Origin of the sequence: Streptomyces aurantiacus, from assembly GCF_001418335.1 — a bacterium.
Lineage (GTDB): Bacteria > Actinomycetota > Actinomycetes > Streptomycetales > Streptomycetaceae > Streptomyces > Streptomyces aurantiacus.
This window is the reverse complement of sequence record NZ_LIPP01000149.1, coordinates 1-16,749: the sequence shown is the minus strand read 5'-3', so window position 1 is coordinate 16,749 and position 16,749 is coordinate 1. Positions and strand designations below refer to the sequence as shown.

Annotated in this window: 15 protein-coding genes and 1 pseudogene; 3 read left to right on the top strand and 13 right to left on the bottom strand. The window is 71.7% G+C overall.

Features of this window, described 5'->3' with window-relative positions; all coding sequences use genetic code 11:
* The first annotated feature begins 213 nt into the window (after positions 1 to 213).
* A complete protein-coding gene (locus AOK01_RS20520) occupies positions 214 to 471 on the top strand; it encodes a hypothetical protein (RefSeq protein WP_079103592.1) in 258 nt (85 codons plus the stop codon).
* A 24-nt stretch (positions 472 to 495) separates the two neighbouring features.
* Here the strand turns inward: AOK01_RS20520 and AOK01_RS20515 are convergent, their stop codons facing one another.
* From AOK01_RS20515 to infC, 10 genes are all read right to left on the bottom strand, one after another.
* On the bottom strand, positions 496 to 1,041 hold the full coding sequence (locus AOK01_RS20515) for an NUDIX hydrolase (protein ID WP_055513785.1): 546 nt from the start codon (positions 1,039 to 1,041) through the stop codon (positions 496 to 498).
* A 182-nt stretch (positions 1,042 to 1,223) separates the two neighbouring features.
* A complete protein-coding gene (locus AOK01_RS20510) occupies positions 1,224 to 2,564 on the bottom strand; it encodes an NsdA family TPR-like regulatory protein (RefSeq protein WP_055513784.1) in 1,341 nt (446 codons plus the stop codon).
* 358 nt (positions 2,565 to 2,922) lie between these two features.
* Positions 2,923 to 4,155, bottom strand: coding sequence for a PP2C family protein-serine/threonine phosphatase (locus tag AOK01_RS20505; protein ID WP_079103591.1), 1,233 nt, complete (start codon positions 4,153 to 4,155; stop codon positions 2,923 to 2,925).
* Between the two features lie 237 nt (positions 4,156 to 4,392).
* Positions 4,393 to 6,894, bottom strand: a complete 2,502-nt coding sequence (pheT, locus tag AOK01_RS20500) for a phenylalanine--tRNA ligase subunit beta (protein WP_055513780.1) — start codon at positions 6,892 to 6,894, stop codon at positions 4,393 to 4,395.
* On the bottom strand, positions 6,894 to 8,030 hold the full coding sequence (pheS, locus tag AOK01_RS20495) for a phenylalanine--tRNA ligase subunit alpha (RefSeq protein ID WP_055513778.1): 1,137 nt from the start codon (positions 8,028 to 8,030) through the stop codon (positions 6,894 to 6,896). Before pheS ends, pheT begins: the two co-directional genes overlap by 1 nt.
* Positions 8,031 to 8,205: 175 nt before the next feature.
* The gene (locus tag AOK01_RS20490; RefSeq protein ID WP_107099866.1) at positions 8,206 to 9,399 is read right to left on the bottom strand and encodes a sensor histidine kinase; all 1,194 of its coding nucleotides are present in this window, start codon (positions 9,397 to 9,399) and stop codon (positions 8,206 to 8,208) included.
* A gap of 124 nt (positions 9,400 to 9,523) precedes the next feature.
* Positions 9,524 to 10,366 (bottom strand): TrmH family RNA methyltransferase, encoded by an 843-nt coding sequence (locus AOK01_RS20485; RefSeq protein ID WP_055513776.1) that lies wholly within the window; start codon positions 10,364 to 10,366, stop codon positions 9,524 to 9,526.
* A gap of 148 nt (positions 10,367 to 10,514) precedes the next feature.
* Positions 10,515 to 10,898 carry a 50S ribosomal protein L20 gene (rplT, locus tag AOK01_RS20480; RefSeq protein WP_055513774.1) on the bottom strand — a complete coding sequence of 128 codons (384 nt, stop codon included), beginning with the start codon at positions 10,896 to 10,898 and terminating at the stop codon, positions 10,515 to 10,517.
* Positions 10,899 to 10,993: 95 nt separating this feature from the next.
* A complete protein-coding gene (gene rpmI, locus AOK01_RS20475) occupies positions 10,994 to 11,188 on the bottom strand; it encodes a 50S ribosomal protein L35 (protein WP_019065473.1) in 195 nt (64 codons plus the stop codon).
* Positions 11,189 to 11,317: 129 nt separating this feature from the next.
* Positions 11,318 to 11,962: a translation initiation factor IF-3 gene (gene infC, locus AOK01_RS20470; protein ID WP_055513772.1), complete on the bottom strand. Its 645-nt coding sequence runs from the start codon at positions 11,960 to 11,962 to the stop codon at positions 11,318 to 11,320.
* Between the two features lie 470 nt (positions 11,963 to 12,432).
* Between infC and AOK01_RS20465 the strand changes: the two genes are divergently transcribed.
* Positions 12,433 to 12,789, top strand: coding sequence for a DUF1844 domain-containing protein (locus tag AOK01_RS20465; protein WP_055513770.1), 357 nt, complete (start codon positions 12,433 to 12,435; stop codon positions 12,787 to 12,789).
* Positions 12,790 to 12,815: 26 nt separating this feature from the next.
* On the opposite strand, the gene AOK01_RS20460 is transcribed toward AOK01_RS20465, so the two are convergent.
* Complete coding sequence (locus tag AOK01_RS20460) at positions 12,816 to 13,550, bottom strand: SseB family protein (protein WP_055513769.1); 735 nt, start codon at positions 13,548 to 13,550, stop codon at positions 12,816 to 12,818.
* A 151-nt stretch (positions 13,551 to 13,701) separates the two neighbouring features.
* Between AOK01_RS20460 and AOK01_RS20455 the strand changes: the two genes are divergently transcribed.
* Positions 13,702 to 14,676, top strand: a complete 975-nt coding sequence (locus tag AOK01_RS20455) for a serine hydrolase (protein WP_055513766.1) — start codon at positions 13,702 to 13,704, stop codon at positions 14,674 to 14,676.
* 45 nt (positions 14,677 to 14,721) lie between these two features.
* Here AOK01_RS20455 and mycP read toward each other — a convergent pair whose 3' ends face one another.
* Positions 14,722 to 15,906 (bottom strand): type VII secretion-associated serine protease mycosin, encoded by a 1,185-nt coding sequence (gene mycP / locus AOK01_RS20450; protein WP_055513765.1) that lies wholly within the window; start codon positions 15,904 to 15,906, stop codon positions 14,722 to 14,724.
* Positions 15,903 to 16,749, bottom strand: a pseudogene (locus tag AOK01_RS20445) (hypothetical protein); the annotation flags it as partial. The pseudogene AOK01_RS20445 and the gene mycP, both read right to left, overlap by 4 nt.

The window sequence follows — 16,749 nt, the reverse complement described above, 5'->3', positions numbered from 1 at the left end:
TGCGGGTTCGTTGTGGCTTGGCGCGCCGTTCCCCGCGCCCCTTCCGGGGCGCGGGCCCGGCTCTCTTCGGAGGGCCGGGTCCGCTTTATTCACACACCGTGTGCGCGCTGGGCTCGCATATGCCCGTCGCACACGCTCCCCACACGTCCACCAGGCGAGTTGACTTTCCGTGCACATGAAAGGGATGTGATGACTACGGAAAGGAGCGGACACGTGACCGCCGACCCGCAGCATCCCGTGGTCCATGGAGAAGTCGCAGAGTTACGCCGTCGCCTCGATGTGGCGCATGCCCGCGTCGAGGGTGGACTGACTCTGCTCAGTCACCGCGCCGAACAGACCGCCAAGGAGCTCGACGATCTGAGTACGCGGATCATCGCGCTGGAGCACACCCGCTGGCCGCTGCGCGCGGTCGCGGTCGTCACGGCCGTGGGGGCACTGGCCGTGGCGGTCTGGCAGGCTCTGGGCCGCTGAGCCCATGGACGCGGTGGGGGGAGATCAGGGCAACGCGTCCTGCCCGAGCCTCAGATGGTGCAGGAGGAGCAGCGCGGCCGCCATGTTGGCGGCCGGAACCTCACCGCGGGCGACCATGTCGGGAACGAGCTTGAGAGAAACCCATTCCCGGCGGTCCGACTCGAAGTCGTCCACAGGGTGTCCGATGTACGTGCCTTCGTCCGCCCAGTAGATGTGGTGCCGGGCGTCGGTGAGTCCGTTCGAGGGCTCGACGCTCATCAGATGGCGCAGGGGTCCCGGCCGCCAGCCGGTCTCCTCCTCCAGTTCGCGGGCCGCCGCGACGGCGATGTCCTCGCCGTCCTCGACGACGCCCGCGGGCAGCTCCCATCCCCAGCTGTCGGTGATGAAGCGGTGTCGCCACAGCAGGAGCACCTCGTTCGCCTCGTTCACGACCGTGGCCACGGCGACGGGCCGCAGCCGGATCAGGAAGTGATCGAGATGCCGGCCGTCCGGCAACTCGACATCTGCGAGATTGACGCTGAACCAGCGATTTACGTACACAATTTGTTCGCTCTGTTTCGTCCACTGCACGGTTCTGCCACCTTCCGCTGAGTAGATGGCAATATCGCAGCAGGAGGGTCCGCACAGCAGGCGCACAGTGGGCCGCTGCCGGCGCAGCGGGAGGCCGGGGGAGCCACGGCCGTGTGATGTCCGCGGGCCGGTGGGGGCTTGTCGCGCAGTTTCCGCGCCCCTGACGGGGCGCGAGGTGTTCTCTAGAGCGGTACGCGCAGTGCTCCGTCGATGAGCTCGGCTGCTTCCGCGGTGCCGGCACATCCGCTGGCCACCAGGTGTTCGCGTACCGCCCTCAGTCTGTCGCGCATCCGCTGGGACTCCATTCCCCGCGCCCGCTCCGCCATTTCGACCGCGGTGACCACCGCTTTGTCGGCGTTCCCCTGGCGCAGCTCGATCTGGGTGAGCATGGCGAGCCGGTGCACCCTGCCCCGGTCGTGCGCCGGATTGTCCACGGCGGCCGCGGCATGCTCCCGGGCGGCGGTCACGTCGCCGAGGCTCAACAGCGCCTCCGCCACCTGGACGTTGACCAGACCCGGCTGGACATAGCCGGTCTCGTCCGGTTCGTGTCCACGCCGGATGCGGTCGGCGGCCTGCTCGGCACGCCGGATGCAGGACAGCGCGCTGCTGCCGTCACCGAGGTGTGCGTACGCCTTGGCCTGCATCGCGTAGAGGTCCGACGCGAGCGCCGGAGTGATCTGCCGCCCCGCGGCGCGCAGCGCTGCCTCGGCGAAGGCCACCGCCTGCCGGTTCTCGCGCATGAACAGCGCCTGGTTGACGAGGAGCGCGATGACATAGGCGCCAAGTCCCCTGTCCCCGCTGGCCTTCGCGAGTCTGAGCGCCTGATGGAAGTAGCGCTGGGCGAGCCCGTGCGCGTCGGAGTCGTACGCGCAGATGCCGGCGATCGCCACCAGGCCACCGGTGGCGCGGTGGAGCTGGCGGCCGGTGGCGTCGGGGTAGCTGCCTCTGAGGAGCGGCGCGGTCTCGGAGTTGAGGAATCCGACGATGCGGGTACGGGTCGCGACGCCCCCGGCCTTGCGGTACATCTGCTCGTAGTGGGCGCGGGCGGCGCGCAGCATCTCGATGTCGGACATGCTCACGCGATGCCGACCGCCGCGTGAGACGTCCACGTCCTCCGGCGGGTTCTCCCACTCCCACACGGGCATCACGGCCGGCGTGCCGGTGACCGCGGGGGCGCCGAGGATGTGGGGGCGCTGCTGTTCGTCGGAGCGCCACAGCGCGGTGGCCCGCTCGACGAAGCCGGAGAGCGTCGTGCTGTGCGGGGCGGACGGTTCACCGGGCACACCGAGGCCGATGTCGTCGAGCGTGACGGACCGTTGGAGCCGGGCGGCGAGGACCTCGCAGATCAGGTCGGGCACCTGGCCGCGCGGCCGCTGGCCCTTCAACCACCGCGCCACGGCGGTGTGTTCGTAACGCAGTGCGAGACTCCGCGCCCGGCCCGCCTGGTTCACATGGGCGGCGAGTCCCGCGTGCGAGATCCCGGCCTCGTCGAGGATCGCGTCGAGCAGAGTGTTGGGCTGCATGGAATGCCATCCGGTGGCTCGGAGCCGACGGTGTTCAACGTAGCGCGTCCGTCCTCACACGGGGTGTGAACGGAGTGCTCGAATCCGGGCAGTGTGCGCGCTGTCGCGGAGAGTTGTGAGCCGGTTGACTGAACTGCCTCGCAAGGGGCCGGCCGGGCCGCCGGCTCCCCCTCGTACAGTACGGCGGCCCGGAACCACGCCGTCCGCCCAGCTGCCTGCCCGACACTCCGTGGCGGGGCGGACGGTGCCGTTCCACTGGGGTTGTGCCGGGTGGGTTGCTGAGTGTTTGCCGGGTGCGGGTGCGTGGGGGCTGGGCGCGCCGTTCCCCGCGCCCCTTTGGGGCGCCGGGCACGGGCGGCTACTTGAATTGGTGGGCCATGCGGTCGTCGTGCGGCTTGGGGGCTTCGTCTCGGTCGTTGTGCAGCATCAGGACGGCCACGTCGTCGGACGGGAAGCCCTCCGCGTGCGCCAGCAGTTGCCTGAGCAGCGCGGCCAGTACGGCCTTCGGTGACGTCGGGCTCGGGCCCGGGCGGATCGCGTCGGTGAGCGCGGTGGCCAGGGGGAAGAAGCGGCCCTCGCTGTCGCGGGCGTCCTCGACACCGTCCGTGTGCAGGAACAGCGCCTCCCCGGGCAGCAGACGCCCGCAGTGGACGACGGGCAGTTCGGCGGGGAGCGGGAAGAGCCCGAGGGGAGGCAGCGGTTCACCGAAGCCGAGGTACTCCACCCGTCCTCGTACCTCGGCCGGTCCCCCGTGCGCATCGGCCGGTCCCCCGTCGGCGCGCAGCAGATACGGCCACGGGTGACCGCAGTTCAGGGCGCGCACCTCGCCGTCGCGGCCGATCTCCAGGAGCAGTACGGTGACGAACTCCTCGGCGACCGGGTTGTCTGTGTCGAGCCCGGACGAGGAGTGCTCGGCCTTCGCGCGCTCAGCGAGGTGCCGGCCCATCGCGCGCTCCAGTTTCCGCAGCACGCCGGGGAGTTCGGGTTCGTCGTGGACGACTTCGCGGAAGCTGCCGAGTACGGCGGCGACGGTTCCGATGGCGGCCAGGCCATGTCCGCGGACGTCGCCCATCACGACCCGGACGCCGTGCTCGGTGCCGATCACCTCGTACAGATCGCCTCCGACACTGGCCCCCCGGTCGGCGGAGAGCTGGGTCGCCGCGATGTCCAGCCCGTCGATGCGCGGCGGCAGCGGACGCAGGAGGACGCCCTGGGCGGCGCCCGCGACCCTGCGGATCTGCCGCAGCTCCCGCAGCAACCCTCGCCTGACGTGCAGCATCAGTCCCGTGCCGACGGCGAGGAACACGGCGCAGGTGGCGATCCGCGCGCCGAGCCCGTTCTGCTGGGCGAGCGGACAGGCCAGTTTGTACGTGACCGCCACCGCGCCCCACGCGGTGGGCACCCCCAACGCGCGTACGCGGCGCGGTCGTTGTCGGTCCCGGCCGAGGCGGCGGACCTCGGTGCGGCCGAGCCGGCGGCGGGCTCGCGCCCTCGCGCGGCCGAGACCGTGCGCCGGGGAACGGCCCAGTGCCCGAGTGACGGTTCTCCGCCATCCGGCCCGACGGGGCGCCCAAACCTTGGTACGGATCATGCCGATGGCCCCCCTAGGCCCTGTTCACCGCAGGCACCGGCCACTTCGGCCGGGTCGATTCTGTCGACCACACGCCCCGATCGACCCGAATCACCACACTTCTCACCCAAAAGAGTGAGGTGCCCACAAACAGCGCCCCAAAGGGGCGCGGGGAACTGCGCGACCAGCCACGACGCACCCGCGCCCGGCCGATGACCCACAGTCCCCCACCACAACCGGCGGAACTCCTCCGTGGAGCTAACTCCGCAGAACCGCCCCCGTCCACTCGCCCGCGAGGGCGACCGCCGTGTCCCGCGCCGCGGACGCCTCGTCCACGGTCAGGGTCCGGTCGGCCGCGCGGAAGCGCAGCGCGTACGCCAGGGACTTCCGCCCCTCGCCGAGCTGCTCGCCCTCGTACACGTCGAACAGCCGGACGGATTCGAGGAGTTCTCCCGCGCCCTCGCGCAGCGCGGCCTCGACGTCGGCGGCCGGGACGTCCCGGGCGACGACCAGCGCGACGTCCTGTGTCGCGACCGGGAACGTGGAGATGCGCGGAGCGACGAGCGCGCCGTCGCCCGCCTGTTCCAGGAGGTCGAGCTCGATCTCCATGGCGCAGCTGCGCTCCGGCAGGTGCAGGGCCTTGATGACCCGCGGGTGCAGCTCACCGGCGTGGCCGGCGAGCGTCTCCTCGCCGCGCACCGTGACGTACAGCGCGGCGCAGCGGCCCGGGTGCCAGGGTGCGTGCCGGTCGGCGCGCACGGTCAGTTCGACACCGGCCTCACGGGCGACGCTCCGAGCGGCCTCGACGGCGTCCGCCCAGGTGGCCGGGCGTCCCTTGCCCCACCAGCCGGCCTGCTCGCGGGCGCCCGCGAGGACGACGGCGGCCCGGCGCGGCTGCCGCGGCAGCGCGGCGTCGATCCCGGCGATCTCCTCGTCGGTGGGCCGCCGGTCGACGGGCAGCCGCTCGGCCCTGTGCTCCTCGCCGGTCGGCCGGAAGACCAGGCCGGTCTCGAAGAGCGCCAGGTCGTGCGAGCCCCGGCCGTCGTTGCGCCGCAGCGCGCCGAGGAGCCCCGGCAGCAGCGTCGTACGCATCGCGGGCTCTTCGTCGGAGAGCGGGTTGACCAGCTTCACCAGGGTGCGGCGGGGGTCCTCCGCCTCCAGACCGAGCTGGTCGAGCACCTCGGTCCCGATGAACGGGTAGGTGAGCGCCTCCACGTACCCGGCGCCGGCCAGCGCGCGGCCGACCCGGCGGTGCAGCCGCTGCCGGTCGGTGAGGCCCAGGCCCGCGGGGGGCTTGGGCAGCGTCGAGGGCAGGTTCTCGTAGCCTTCGAGCCGGATGACCTCTTCGGCGAGGTCGTTCGGGTCTCTGAGGTCGGGCCGCCAGGACGGAACCGTGACGATCAGCTCATCCTGGCCGTAGACGTCGCAGCCGACCTGCTGGAGGCGGCGTACGACGGTCTCGCGGCCGTAGTCGACGCCCGCGACCCTGTCCGGGTGGTCCGCCGGGATGGTGATGGTGTGCGGCGCGGACGGCGTGATGACCTCGGTGACGCCCGCGTCGGCGGTGCCGCCCGCGAGGAGGACCAGCAGGTCGACCGTGCGCTGGGCGGCGGCGGACGCGGCCTCGGGGTCGGTGCCCCGCTCGAAGCGCCTGGACGCCTCGGAGGCCAGCTTGTGCCGGCGGGCCGTGCGCGCGATGGAGACCGGGTCGAAGTGCGCGGCCTCGACGACGACCTCGGTGGTGGTGTCCTCGGTGTCGTCGATCTCGGTGTCGGCGCCGCCCATGACACCCGCGAGGCCGATCGGCCCGCGGTCGTCGGTGATCACCAGGTCCTCGGCGTCCAGCGTGCGCTTGGCGCCGTCGAGGGTGGTGAGCTTCTCGCCCTGCTCGGCCCGGCGCACGCCGATCGCACCCCGGACACGGGAGCGGTCGTACGCGTGCAGGGGCTGGCCGAGCTCCAGCATCACGTAGTTGGTGATGTCGACGGCCAGCGAGATGGGGCGCATGCCGGCCTTCTGGAGGCGGCGCCGCAGCCAGATCGGGGAGCGTGCCTCGGGCGACAGACCGGTGACGGTGCGCGCGGTGAAGCGGTCGCAGCCCAGCGGGTCGGCGACGCGCACCGGGTGCCCGAACGCGTTCGGGCCCGGCACGTCGAGCAGCGCCGGGTCGCGCAGGTCGAGGCCGTAGGCGGTGGCGGTCTCGCGGGCGACGCCGCGCATCGACAGGGCGTAGCCGCGGTCGGGTGTGACCGCGATGTCGAGGACCTCGTCGACGAGTTCGAGCAGCTCGACGGCGTCCGTGCCGACCTCGTACTCGGGCGGCAGGACGATGATGCCTGAGCTGCCGTCGTCCCCCATGCCCAGCTCGTCGGCGGAGCAGATCATGCCCTGCGAGGTATGGCCGTACGTCTTGCGCGCGGCGATCGCGAAGTCGCCGGGCAGCACGGCGCCGGGCAGGACCACGACGACCTTGTCGCCGACGGCGAAGTTGCGGGCGCCGCAGACGATCTCCTGCGGTTCGCCGGTGCCGTTGGCGGTGCCGACGTCGACGGTGCAGAAGCGGATGGGCTTCTTGAAGCCCTCCAGCTCCTCGATGGTCAGCACCCGGCCGACGACGAGCGGCCCCTTGAGGCCGGCGCCGAGCTGCTCGACCCGCTCGACCTCAAGGCCCGCGGACACGAGCTTGGCCTGCACGTCACGGCCGGTCTCGGTGGCGGGGAGGTCGACGTACTCCCGCAGCCAGGAAAGCGGGACCCGCATCAGATCTCCATCCCGAACGGCCGGGTGAACCGGACGTCACCCTCGACCATGTCTCGCATGTCTTCGACGTTGTGGCGGAACATCAGCATCCGCTCGATGCCGAACCCGAAGGCGAATCCGCTGTACTTCTCGGGGTCCACACCGCAGGCGGTGAGCACCCGCGGGTTGACCATGCCGCAGCCGCCGAGCTCGATCCAGCCCTCGCTCGAACAGGTGCGGCAGGGGCGGTCGGGGTTGCCGACGGAGTCGCCCCGGCAGACGTAGCAGAGCATGTCCATCTCGGCGGACGGCTCGGTGAAGGGGAAGAAGTTCGGGCGCAGCCGGGTCTTCATGTCGGCGCCGAAGAGCGACTGGACCATGTGGTCCAGGGTGCCCTTGAGGTCGGCCATGGTCAGGCCCTCGTCGACGGCGAGCAGTTCGATCTGGTGGAAGACCGGGGTGTGCGTGGCGTCCAGCTCGTCCGTGCGGTACACGCGGCCGGGGCACACGATGTAGACGGGCGCCTTCCGGTCGAGGAGCGCGCGGGCCTGCACGGGCGAGGTGTGCGTGCGCAGCACGACACCGGACTCGCCGCCGTCCGAGTCCTTGGTGCCGTCGGCACCCTGGACGAAGAAGGTGTCCTGCATCTGCCGGGCCGGGTGGTCCGGGCCGAAGTTCAGGGCGTCGAAGTTGAACCACTCCGCCTCGACCTCGGGGCCCTCGGCGACCTCGTATCCCATGGACACGAAGACGTCCGCGACCCGCTCCATCATGGTGGTCAGCGGGTGCCGGGCGCCGGCCGGTACGCGGTCGTGGGGCAGCGTGACGTCCACGGCCTCCTCGACCAGCACACGGGCGTCCCGCTCGGCCTCCAGCTCGGTCTGGCGGGTGGCGAGGGCCTTGTTCACGGCGCCGCGTGCCTGGCCGACGAGCTTGCCTGCGGCGGCCTTGGCGTGCGGCGGCAGTGCGCCGATCTCGCGGTTGGCGAGGGCCAGCGGCGAGGCGCCCCCGGTGTGGGCGACCTTGGCCTCCTGGAGCGTGTCGAGGTCACCGGCGGCGGCGAAGGCGGCGAGCGCCTCGTCCCGCATGCGCTCGATCTCTTCCGGTTTCAGTGCCTCGACCTCAACAGGGTCGTACGACTTGTTCGGTGCCGACATCTCTTCCCGTGCTTCCGATTGGTTGGCCGACGGTCCCCGTCGCGACTCGCGGGACGCCCTGTCCCTGAGAAGGGGACGCAAAGGTGCCAAAGACCGAGTCTAACGGGGGTGGGAGTCCCTCCCGGACCGCCCGGTCCAGGAGGCTGTGCTCATGCCCGTGGGGGCCGCTTCGGCGTTACAGCAGATACGCCGGGGTGCCCACGGGCAACGTAAATCGGAACTGCGCGCCGCCCTCGGCGGCGCGGCCGACCGTGATGGTGCCGCCGTGGGCCTCGACGATGCCCTTGACGATGTACAGCCCGAGGCCGGTGCCGCCGCGCTTGCTGCCCCGCCAGAAGCGGGTGAAGACGCGGTTCATGGACTCCTCCGGGATGCCGGGGCCCTCGTCGCTCACCGTGACCGATGTGCAGACGTCCTCCCCCTCGCGGGGCGACGGCGCGGGCTCTACGTCGATGGTGACGGTTCCCTCGCCGTGCCGCACCGCATTTTCCAGCAGGTTGCTGAGTACCTGGTCCACCTTGTCGGGGTCGGCCCACAGGTCGGGCAGCGGCTGGCCGATGCGCAGCAGGAAGCGGTCGGCCGACTGGCCCGAGGCCACGTACGCCTGGATGTGGCGGCCGACGGCGGCGCCGATGTCGACGGGCTGACGGCGTACTTCGAGGCGGCCGGAGTCGATGCGGGAGATGTCGAGGAGCTCGGCGATCAGCCGCGTGACCCGGTTGGCGTCCGCGTCGACCGTCTCCAGCATCAGTTTCTTCTGGTCGTCGGTGAACCGCTCCCACTTGGCGAGCAGGGTGGCCGTGAAGCCCTTGACGGAGGTGAGCGGCGAGCGCAGTTCGTGGGCGACCGTGGCGATCAGCTCGGCGTGGCTGCGCTCGGTGCGGCGGCGGCCCTCGGTGTCGCGGAGCGAGACGACGACCCGGCGGACCGGGCCGAGGGGCCGCACGCGTACGTACCGCGCGGTGACCAGGACCTCCCGGCCGCCCGGCAGCAGCAGGTTGCGCTCGGGCTGCCCGACGCGGATCACGAGACCGCCGTACGGGTCGGTCAGCTGCCACCAGCGGCGGCCTTCGAGGTCCTCCAGCGGCAGGGCCCGCTCCAGGTGGCGGCCGAGGGCTTCGGTGGCGGGGGTGGCGGTGATCCGGGCCGCGGCGGCGTTGAAGCAGATCACCCGGCCGCGCTCGTCGGCGATCACGAGTCCGTCGGGCAGTTGGTCGGGGTCGATGCCGAGTCCGGCACGCTGTCCGTCGGGATCGATACCGGGATCGACGCCAGGATCGATGCCGCGATCGGTGTGCCCGGACGCGGGAGCGCCCCGCACGTCGTGTGCCCGCAGTGCGCTCTTCACGCCGTCCGTGCCGACACTCATCCCCGTACCCCACCTCTCGTCCGGCATCGGGGGTACCTCCCTGCTCGTCGAGCGCAGCCGAGAGTTTGGGGGCGGGTCCCCGAACCCGTCACCCTACTAGCTGGGAGTGACGGAACGGACCCCCTCAGGAACGAGCACGGCGGGCCCGCTGCGCGCGAGCCGACGCGTAGAGACATACGGCGGCGGCGGTCGCGAGGTTCAGGCTCTCGGCCTTGCCGTGAATCGGTACGCGCACGACGGCGTCGGCCAGCGCGCGGGTCTCCGCGGGGAGCCCCCATGCCTCGTTGCCGAACACCCAGGCGGTCGGCCCGCCCATGGTGCCCTTGTCGAGTTCGTCGTCCAGGTCGTCCTCGCCCGCGCCGTCGGCGGCGAGGACGCGTACGCCGGCGTCCCTGAGTCCCTGCACCGCGCGCTCCACGGGTACGCCGACCGCGACGGGCAGATGGAACAGCGAACCGACCGACGCCCGCACGCACTTGGGGTTGTAGAGGTCGACGGACGCGTCGGTGAGGACGACGGCGTCGGCGCCGGCGGCGTCGGCGCACCGCAGGACGGTGCCCGCGTTCCCGGGGTCGCGCACGTGCGCCAGGACGGCGACCAGCTTGGGTTCCGCCGTGAGAATGTCCTCGAAGGGGGTGTCCAGGAACCGGCAGGTCCCGACGAGTCCCTGCGGGGTGACGGTCGTCGAGATGTCCGCGATCACGTCGTCGGCGGCGAGGTGCACCCGGGCGCCGGCATCGCGGGCCGCCCCCACGATGTCGGCGTACCGCTCGGCGGCGTCGACCGTGGCGAACAGTTCGACGAGAGCGGGCTCGGCTCCGACCCGGTGGGCGGCCGCCTCCCGCACGGCCTGCGGCCCCTCGGCGAGGAACAGCCGCTCCTTGCCCCGGAAGCTCCGCCTGGCGAGCCGCCGAGCGGCGGACACACGCTGCGAGCGCGGAGAGATCAGCTCGGGACCGCTGGACATGGGTTCTCTTTCGGTTTACGGGCCCCTCGCCGCCAACTCGCCACGAACTCACCGAGCGAAGGGGGCACCCCATTTTGAAAACAAATGTGGGCCCGCAGCCCTGAGGCAAGCGAGCCCACACACGATCCGGCCGAGGCCAGCGCCAGCGTCACGCAGCCTTGGGCGCGTTGACGTCCGACGGCAGGGCCTTCTGCGCGACCTCGACGAGGGCGGCGAACGCGTTGGCGTCGTTGACGGCCAGCTCAGCGAGGATCTTGCGGTCGACCTCGATGTTCGCGGCGTTCAGGCCCTGAATGAGGCGGTTGTACGTCATGCCGTTGGCGCGGGCAGCGGCGTTGATGCGCTGGATCCACAGCCGGCGGAAGTCGCCCTTGCGCTTCTTGCGGTCGTTGTAGTTGTAGACCAGGGAGTGGGTGACCTGCTCCTTGGCCTTGCGGTACAGGCGCGAACGCTGACCGCGGTAGCCGCTGGCGGCTTCGAGGATCGCCCGGCGCTTCTTGTGGGCGTTGACTGCCCGCTTGACGCGTGCCACTTGTTAACTCCTTGTAGCGGGACCGTGGTGGTCGTCACACGGTCCGAAATCGATGGGGTCCCGGTCCTGACGGACGGCGCCGAGGCGCCGACGCGTCACTTGCCGAGAAGCTTCTTGATCTTCTTGGCGTCACCCGGAGCCATCTCGGCGTTGCCGGTGAGGCGGCGCGTCACGCGGGACGACTTGTGCTCAAGCAGGTGGCGCTTGCCGGCACGCTCGCGGAGCACCTTGCCGGAGCCGGTGATCTTGAAGCGCTTGCTGGCACCGCTGTGCGACTTGTTCTTCGGCATAGCGCCGTTCTCTCCTCGTCGGTGGCGCTCCTGTGCCCGGTCGTGAAACCGGGCACAACGGAACGTCATACGTATCGGTTGACGTCCCCGGACTCACGTCCGGAAACTCTCCGGGACTCGCGTCCCGGATCAGACGTCGGCGGACTCCTGGGCCGGGGCCTCGGCGATCTCGACGTCGTCGGCGGCCTCGTCGATCTCCCCGTCGGGGAGGTCGTCGCCCGCGTGGTTCTGCGACTTGCCCGGGTTGGCCTTCGCCTCCGCCTTGCGCGCCGCCTGGGCCTCACGGGCCTCGGCCATCGCCTCGGTCTTCTTCTTGTGCGGCCCGAGAACCATGATCATGTTTCGGCCGTCCTGCTTCGGGTTGGACTCGACGAACCCGAGGTCCTCGACATCCGAAGCGAGCCGCTGCAGCAGCCGGTAGCCGAGTTCCGGCCGGGACTGCTCGCGACCACGGAACATGATCGTGATCTTGACCTTGTCGCCCTGCTTGAGGAACCGAACGACGTGACCCTTCTTGGTGTCATAGTCGTGCGGGTCGATCTTCGGCCGGAGCTTCATCTCCTTGATGACCGTGTGCGCCTGGTTCTTGCGCGCCTCACGGGCCTTCATGGCCGACTCGTACTTGAACTTCCCGTAGTCCATGAGCTTGCAGACCGGCGGACGCGCGGTCGCGGCGACCTCGACCAGGTCCAGGTCGTACTCCTGTGCAAGCTCCAGGGCCTTGGCAAGCGGAACAATCCCGACCTGCTCGCCGCTGGGACCGACAAGTCGCACCTCGGGAACGCGAATCCGGTCGTTGATGCGGGGCTCGGCGCTGATGGATCCTCCTCGGATAGCACCACACGGCTGCCTGGCAGACAGCTCGCGTACGTCTTTTCACTGGACCAACCACTCCGGCACATGAAAAATGCCCCGGACGGGACGCAGGCGGTGGCTCCAAGGATTACCGGAGCACCGCCGCGGTCAACCGCGGGGCGCATATCCAGCGACTCCATCGTCCGTACGGAACGATGGTGGCCGCCTGACCGGGTGACCCGCCGTCCCGGAGGATGGTCGGGTGGGAGATCGGAGCCTCCACTTGCGGGCCGGGCACAGGAGTGTCCGGCCGGTCGTTACACAAGGTTAGCAGCTCCCCCGGAGTGGTGCTAATTGGTGCGCGTACCCCGCTCCCGTACGTCTCCCCTACTGTCTCCCGTCTGTCTCCCGCGGGCGGGGGCCGACGGTCCTGGGCCTATCGTGTGGGCATGAGTGACACCCCTCCCCAGACCCCCGGTTTCGACGACATGACCCGTGACATCGCCGAGGTCCCCGCGGTCGAGGTCCTGGTCACGGTCGCCGTGAACCTGATGAGCGCCGCCGCCGTGAAGCTCGGCCTGACCGAGGAGGGCGACAAGTACAAGGACCTCGACGAGGCGCGCAAGCTGGTCCACGCGCTGGCCGGGCTGCTCGACGCGAGCGCGACCGAGATCAGCTCCTTCCACGCGTCGCCGCTGCGGGACGGCCTGAAGTCGCTGCAGCTGGCGTTCCGCGAGGCCTCCCTCGTCCCGGACGAGCCGGGCCAGGGCCCGGGCGAGAAGTACACCGGCCCCATTTACGGCTGACGGTCGTCGCGCGGTCCCCGCGCGCCCTACGGGGTCCGTACGTACAAGGGCTCGCCCGGCGGCGTCGCCCCGGCCGGCAGGAGTGCCAGGTCGAGGCCGCGCACCAGGCGGGCCCTCAGTGTCTCGTCGGCCGCGAGGCGCCGGGCGACGGCCTGGGCGGTCTCGGCCGGGGCGGCGGCCGGGTCCAGTACGAGGGCCAGGGTGCCGTCGGCCTGCCCGGGGCCGAGGTGGGCGCGGAGCACCAGGGGCTCGGCGGCGACCGAGGCGCGTACCGCGGCGACCACGGCGGGATCGGCCAGCGGGTCCGTCGTCGCACGCCCCTCCGCGAGGGCCAGCAGGGCCGGGCCGGTCAGCTCGTACGCGACAGGACCCGCCAGGTCGAGCACGACCGTGTCGGCCTTCTCGTGCGCCGCGGCCTGGAGCGCCTGGTGCAGGGGTACGGCCACGGGGCGGGCCGCGGGGTCCCAGCGGGCCAGCGATGCGGTGGAGGTGAAGGCGGGCAGCGCGGTGCGGTCGCCGGCCTTGAGGGTGGGGACGGCCATGTCGCTGGTCTTCTCGTGGCGCAGCCCCTGCTCGTCCTCCTCGACCTCGCCGAGCACGGCGACGACGGGGACGAGGAGCCGCGCGTCCTTGAGTGCCGCCAGGACGGGACCGTGCGCGGACCGGTCCTCGGCCCAGGCGGCGAGCGCCGCGCTCAGCCGGGGGTCGGCGGAGCCGTCGTCGTCGGAGAAACCGGGGTCGGGGATGCTCTTGTTCGCCACGGGCACCGACCCTATCGGTGGGCCTTATCGCGCGCTTTGCCCGCCCCGGAAACGGGGCGTTCACCGGACTCAGGGGTTTCTCAGCGATCCCTGACACGCTTCTCACCTGCGTCTAACCCGGCGCACAGTGGCGCGGTCCAGGCTCGGGGGCATGTTCCCTCACAGAGCACGCCGGGGGCCTCTCGGCCATGCGGCGGTCGTCTCCGTCGTCCTTCTGGGCGTCACGGCCGCGGGGTCGGTGTATGTGACCGCGCGGGCGCACGACCCCGGCGAGCTCGTATCCTCCTCGGCGTCACCCGGGACGACGGCGGCGATGGAGGCGACGGTGGAATCCGCGACGGCACCCCTGTCCACGACCGGTCCCGCGCGGGCCACCACTCCCGTTTCCGCTTCCGTTTCCGCTTCCCCGGTGGACCGGGACGCGCTGCTCGCCGAGGCGGTGGGGGCGGTCCCCGTCGAGGCCGGGGCGCGGGTGTCGGTGGCGGTGCTGGACACGGAGTCCGGTCGGAGTGCGGTGTACGGGGACGGGGCGTTCGACACCGCGAGCATCGTGAAGGCCGACATCCTGGCCTCGCTGCTGTTGCAGGCCCAGGACGCGGGGCGCGGGCTCACCGCGCGGGAGAAGACGTACGCCGCCGCGATGATCCGCGACAGTGACAACGCGTCCGCGACGGCACTGTGGAAGGCGATCGGTCAGGCGCAAGGGCTGGCGGCGGCGAACAAGCGCTTCGGACTCGGCGACACACAGGGCGGGGACGGGCTGCTGTGGGGGCTGACGCAGACCACGGCCGCCGATCAGCTCACCCTGCTGCGGCAGGTGTTCGGGGACGACTCGGAGCTCGACGCGGACTCCCGGCAATACCTGCGGGGGCTGATGGGAGACATCGCCGCGGGGCAGGACTGGGGAGTGTCGGCCGCGGGGCCTTCCGGGTTCGCGCTGAAGAACGGCTGGCTGCCGCGGAGCGCGACGGGGCTGTGGGACATCAACAGCGTCGGACGGGTGAAGGCGGGCGGTCGTGAGTACCTCGTCGCGGTGCTGTCCGACGGCAACTCCACCAAGGCCAAGGGTATTTCACTGGTGGAGACGGCCGCGAAGGCCGCCGTGTCCGTCCTCGCGAAGAACTGACCCGCCGTGAACCGACTCGCTGTGTGCTCCCTCGTACGAGGGTGCCTACGGGCTGTCGGTCCTGCGGGGCCGTCTGCTGCCTCGCCAGAGGATGGTCGCCATGACGAGGAGGACGCCGCCGACGCTGCCTGCCAGGGGGCCGGCCCACGCGGTCGAGGGCCCGTCGTCCTCTTCGGTGTCCGGGCCCTTGCCGAAGTACTTGCCGGCGTGGGCCGCCGTGCCCAGGTCGTCCGGCTTCAGCCCTGCGGCCTCCTTGATCGCTGCCGCGGGGTCCACGAAGCCGTATCCCCGGGAGTCGTCACGGCCGCCGCTGGGGGCGTTGCGGGCCGTCTCCTCCAGGAGGTCCTTGATCTGGGCCGGAGACAGGCCGGGGTGGGCCGCCTTGACGAGGGCGACGGCGCCGGAGACGAAGGCCGACGCGGCGCTGGTGCCCCACCCCTCGTAGTACTTCCGGTCGGGGTCGGCTATGACGACGTCGACGCCGGGGGCACTGACCGTGGCGTACCAGCGGCGGGTGGAGAACGAGGCGCGGGTGCCGTAGCGGTCGACGGCGGTCGCGGCGATCACGCCCGGGTAGGCCGCCGGGTACGAGATGTGGTCGCCCTTCTCGCCGCCGTTCCCTGCCGAGGCGACCACGGCGGCGCCCTTCTTCAGGGCGTACTGGACGGCGGCGTCCTCGGCAGGCTCCGGGTGGGCGGACTTGGAGTCGTCGCCGAGGGAGAGGTTGATGACGTCGGCGCCGTGGTCGGCAGCCCACCGGATGCCTTCGGCGAGGGCGTTGCCGCGGGTGTTGCGGGCCTTGCCCCGGGCCGAGTCGCCGTCTTCGAGGATCACGCGGACGGGGAGGATCTTCGCTTCGGGGGCGATGCCCAGGACTCCCTCGGAGTTGCCCGAGCCGTGTCCGTGGCCCGCGATGATGCCGGCCATCGCCGTGCCGTGCCGGGCCCACGGGCGGTCGCCCCGGCCCGCGCCGAAACCGACCATGTCCTTGCCGGTGAGGACATTGCCGGCCAGGTCGGGGTGTTCGTCGTCGACGCCCGTGTCGAGGACGGCGACGGTGATGCCCTTGCCCTTCGTCGTCTGCCAGGCCTCCTGCGTGTGCATCGCGTCCAGCGCCCACTGCTTCGCGCGGATGCCGTCGGCGTGCGCGGTGGTGGCGGGCAGGAGGGCGAGACCGGCGGCCAGGACGGCGACCAGAAGTCCCCTTCCCCGGGGGGCTCTTCGCGTCATGACGGCTTCTCCGTGGCCGGGTCGACGGTCTTGCGCAGGCTCCGCTCGACGCGGTCGGCGAGACCCTGCGCGGCGTGCCCGAGGCCGGCCTGCGCGACGGGCGTGGTGGCGTCGGCCTTCATCGCGTCCGCGGCGGGCTCCGGTTCGCCGATGTCACGGCCGTCGGCGAAGCCGGAGACCGCGTAGACGACGACCGGGGCGTCGGTCAGGACCGACAGCGTCCAGGAGGCGCGCTGGCCGTCGCCGAACCCCGCGGCGAGGGTGCCCTTCGCGGCGTACGGGAGGGGCATGAGGTCACGCCGGCTGTCGAGCCCCTGCTCCTCGAACCGCCGGTGCAGTGCGGCCATGGCGGCGGAGTCGGCCTTCGTGAACAGCAGGCCGACCGTGATGACATGGCTGTGGGTCGCGTCCGTGTAGGTGGCGCGCAGGAGACGCAGGCAGCCGGCGGGCGCGAGGGCCTTGCGCAGCAGTGGGTCGAAGGCGTCCTCGCAGCCGCTGGCGGGGGCCACGGCGATACGGGTCCAGGTGCGGTCGGCACCGCCGGGACCGGCGCCCTCGCCCTTGACCGTGGCCGGGAAGAGCTCGTCGACGGGGACGCTGTGCCACAGGTCCCCGGCCGCGGTGAACGCGTCCGGCGTCGCGGACCCGCCCGAGCTGTCCCCGGTGAGCCAACTCCCCGTCACCGCGCCGCCGATGAGGCCGAGCCCCAGCACCACGCAGGCCGCGGCGGCCACGATGCTGCTGCGCCGACGGGGGCCGGCCTGACGCGGCTGCACGGTGTCGCCGTCGTACGTGTCCGGGAGCGCGAGGGACACGAAGGGGCGGCGCGGCGGGTCCGGGGGC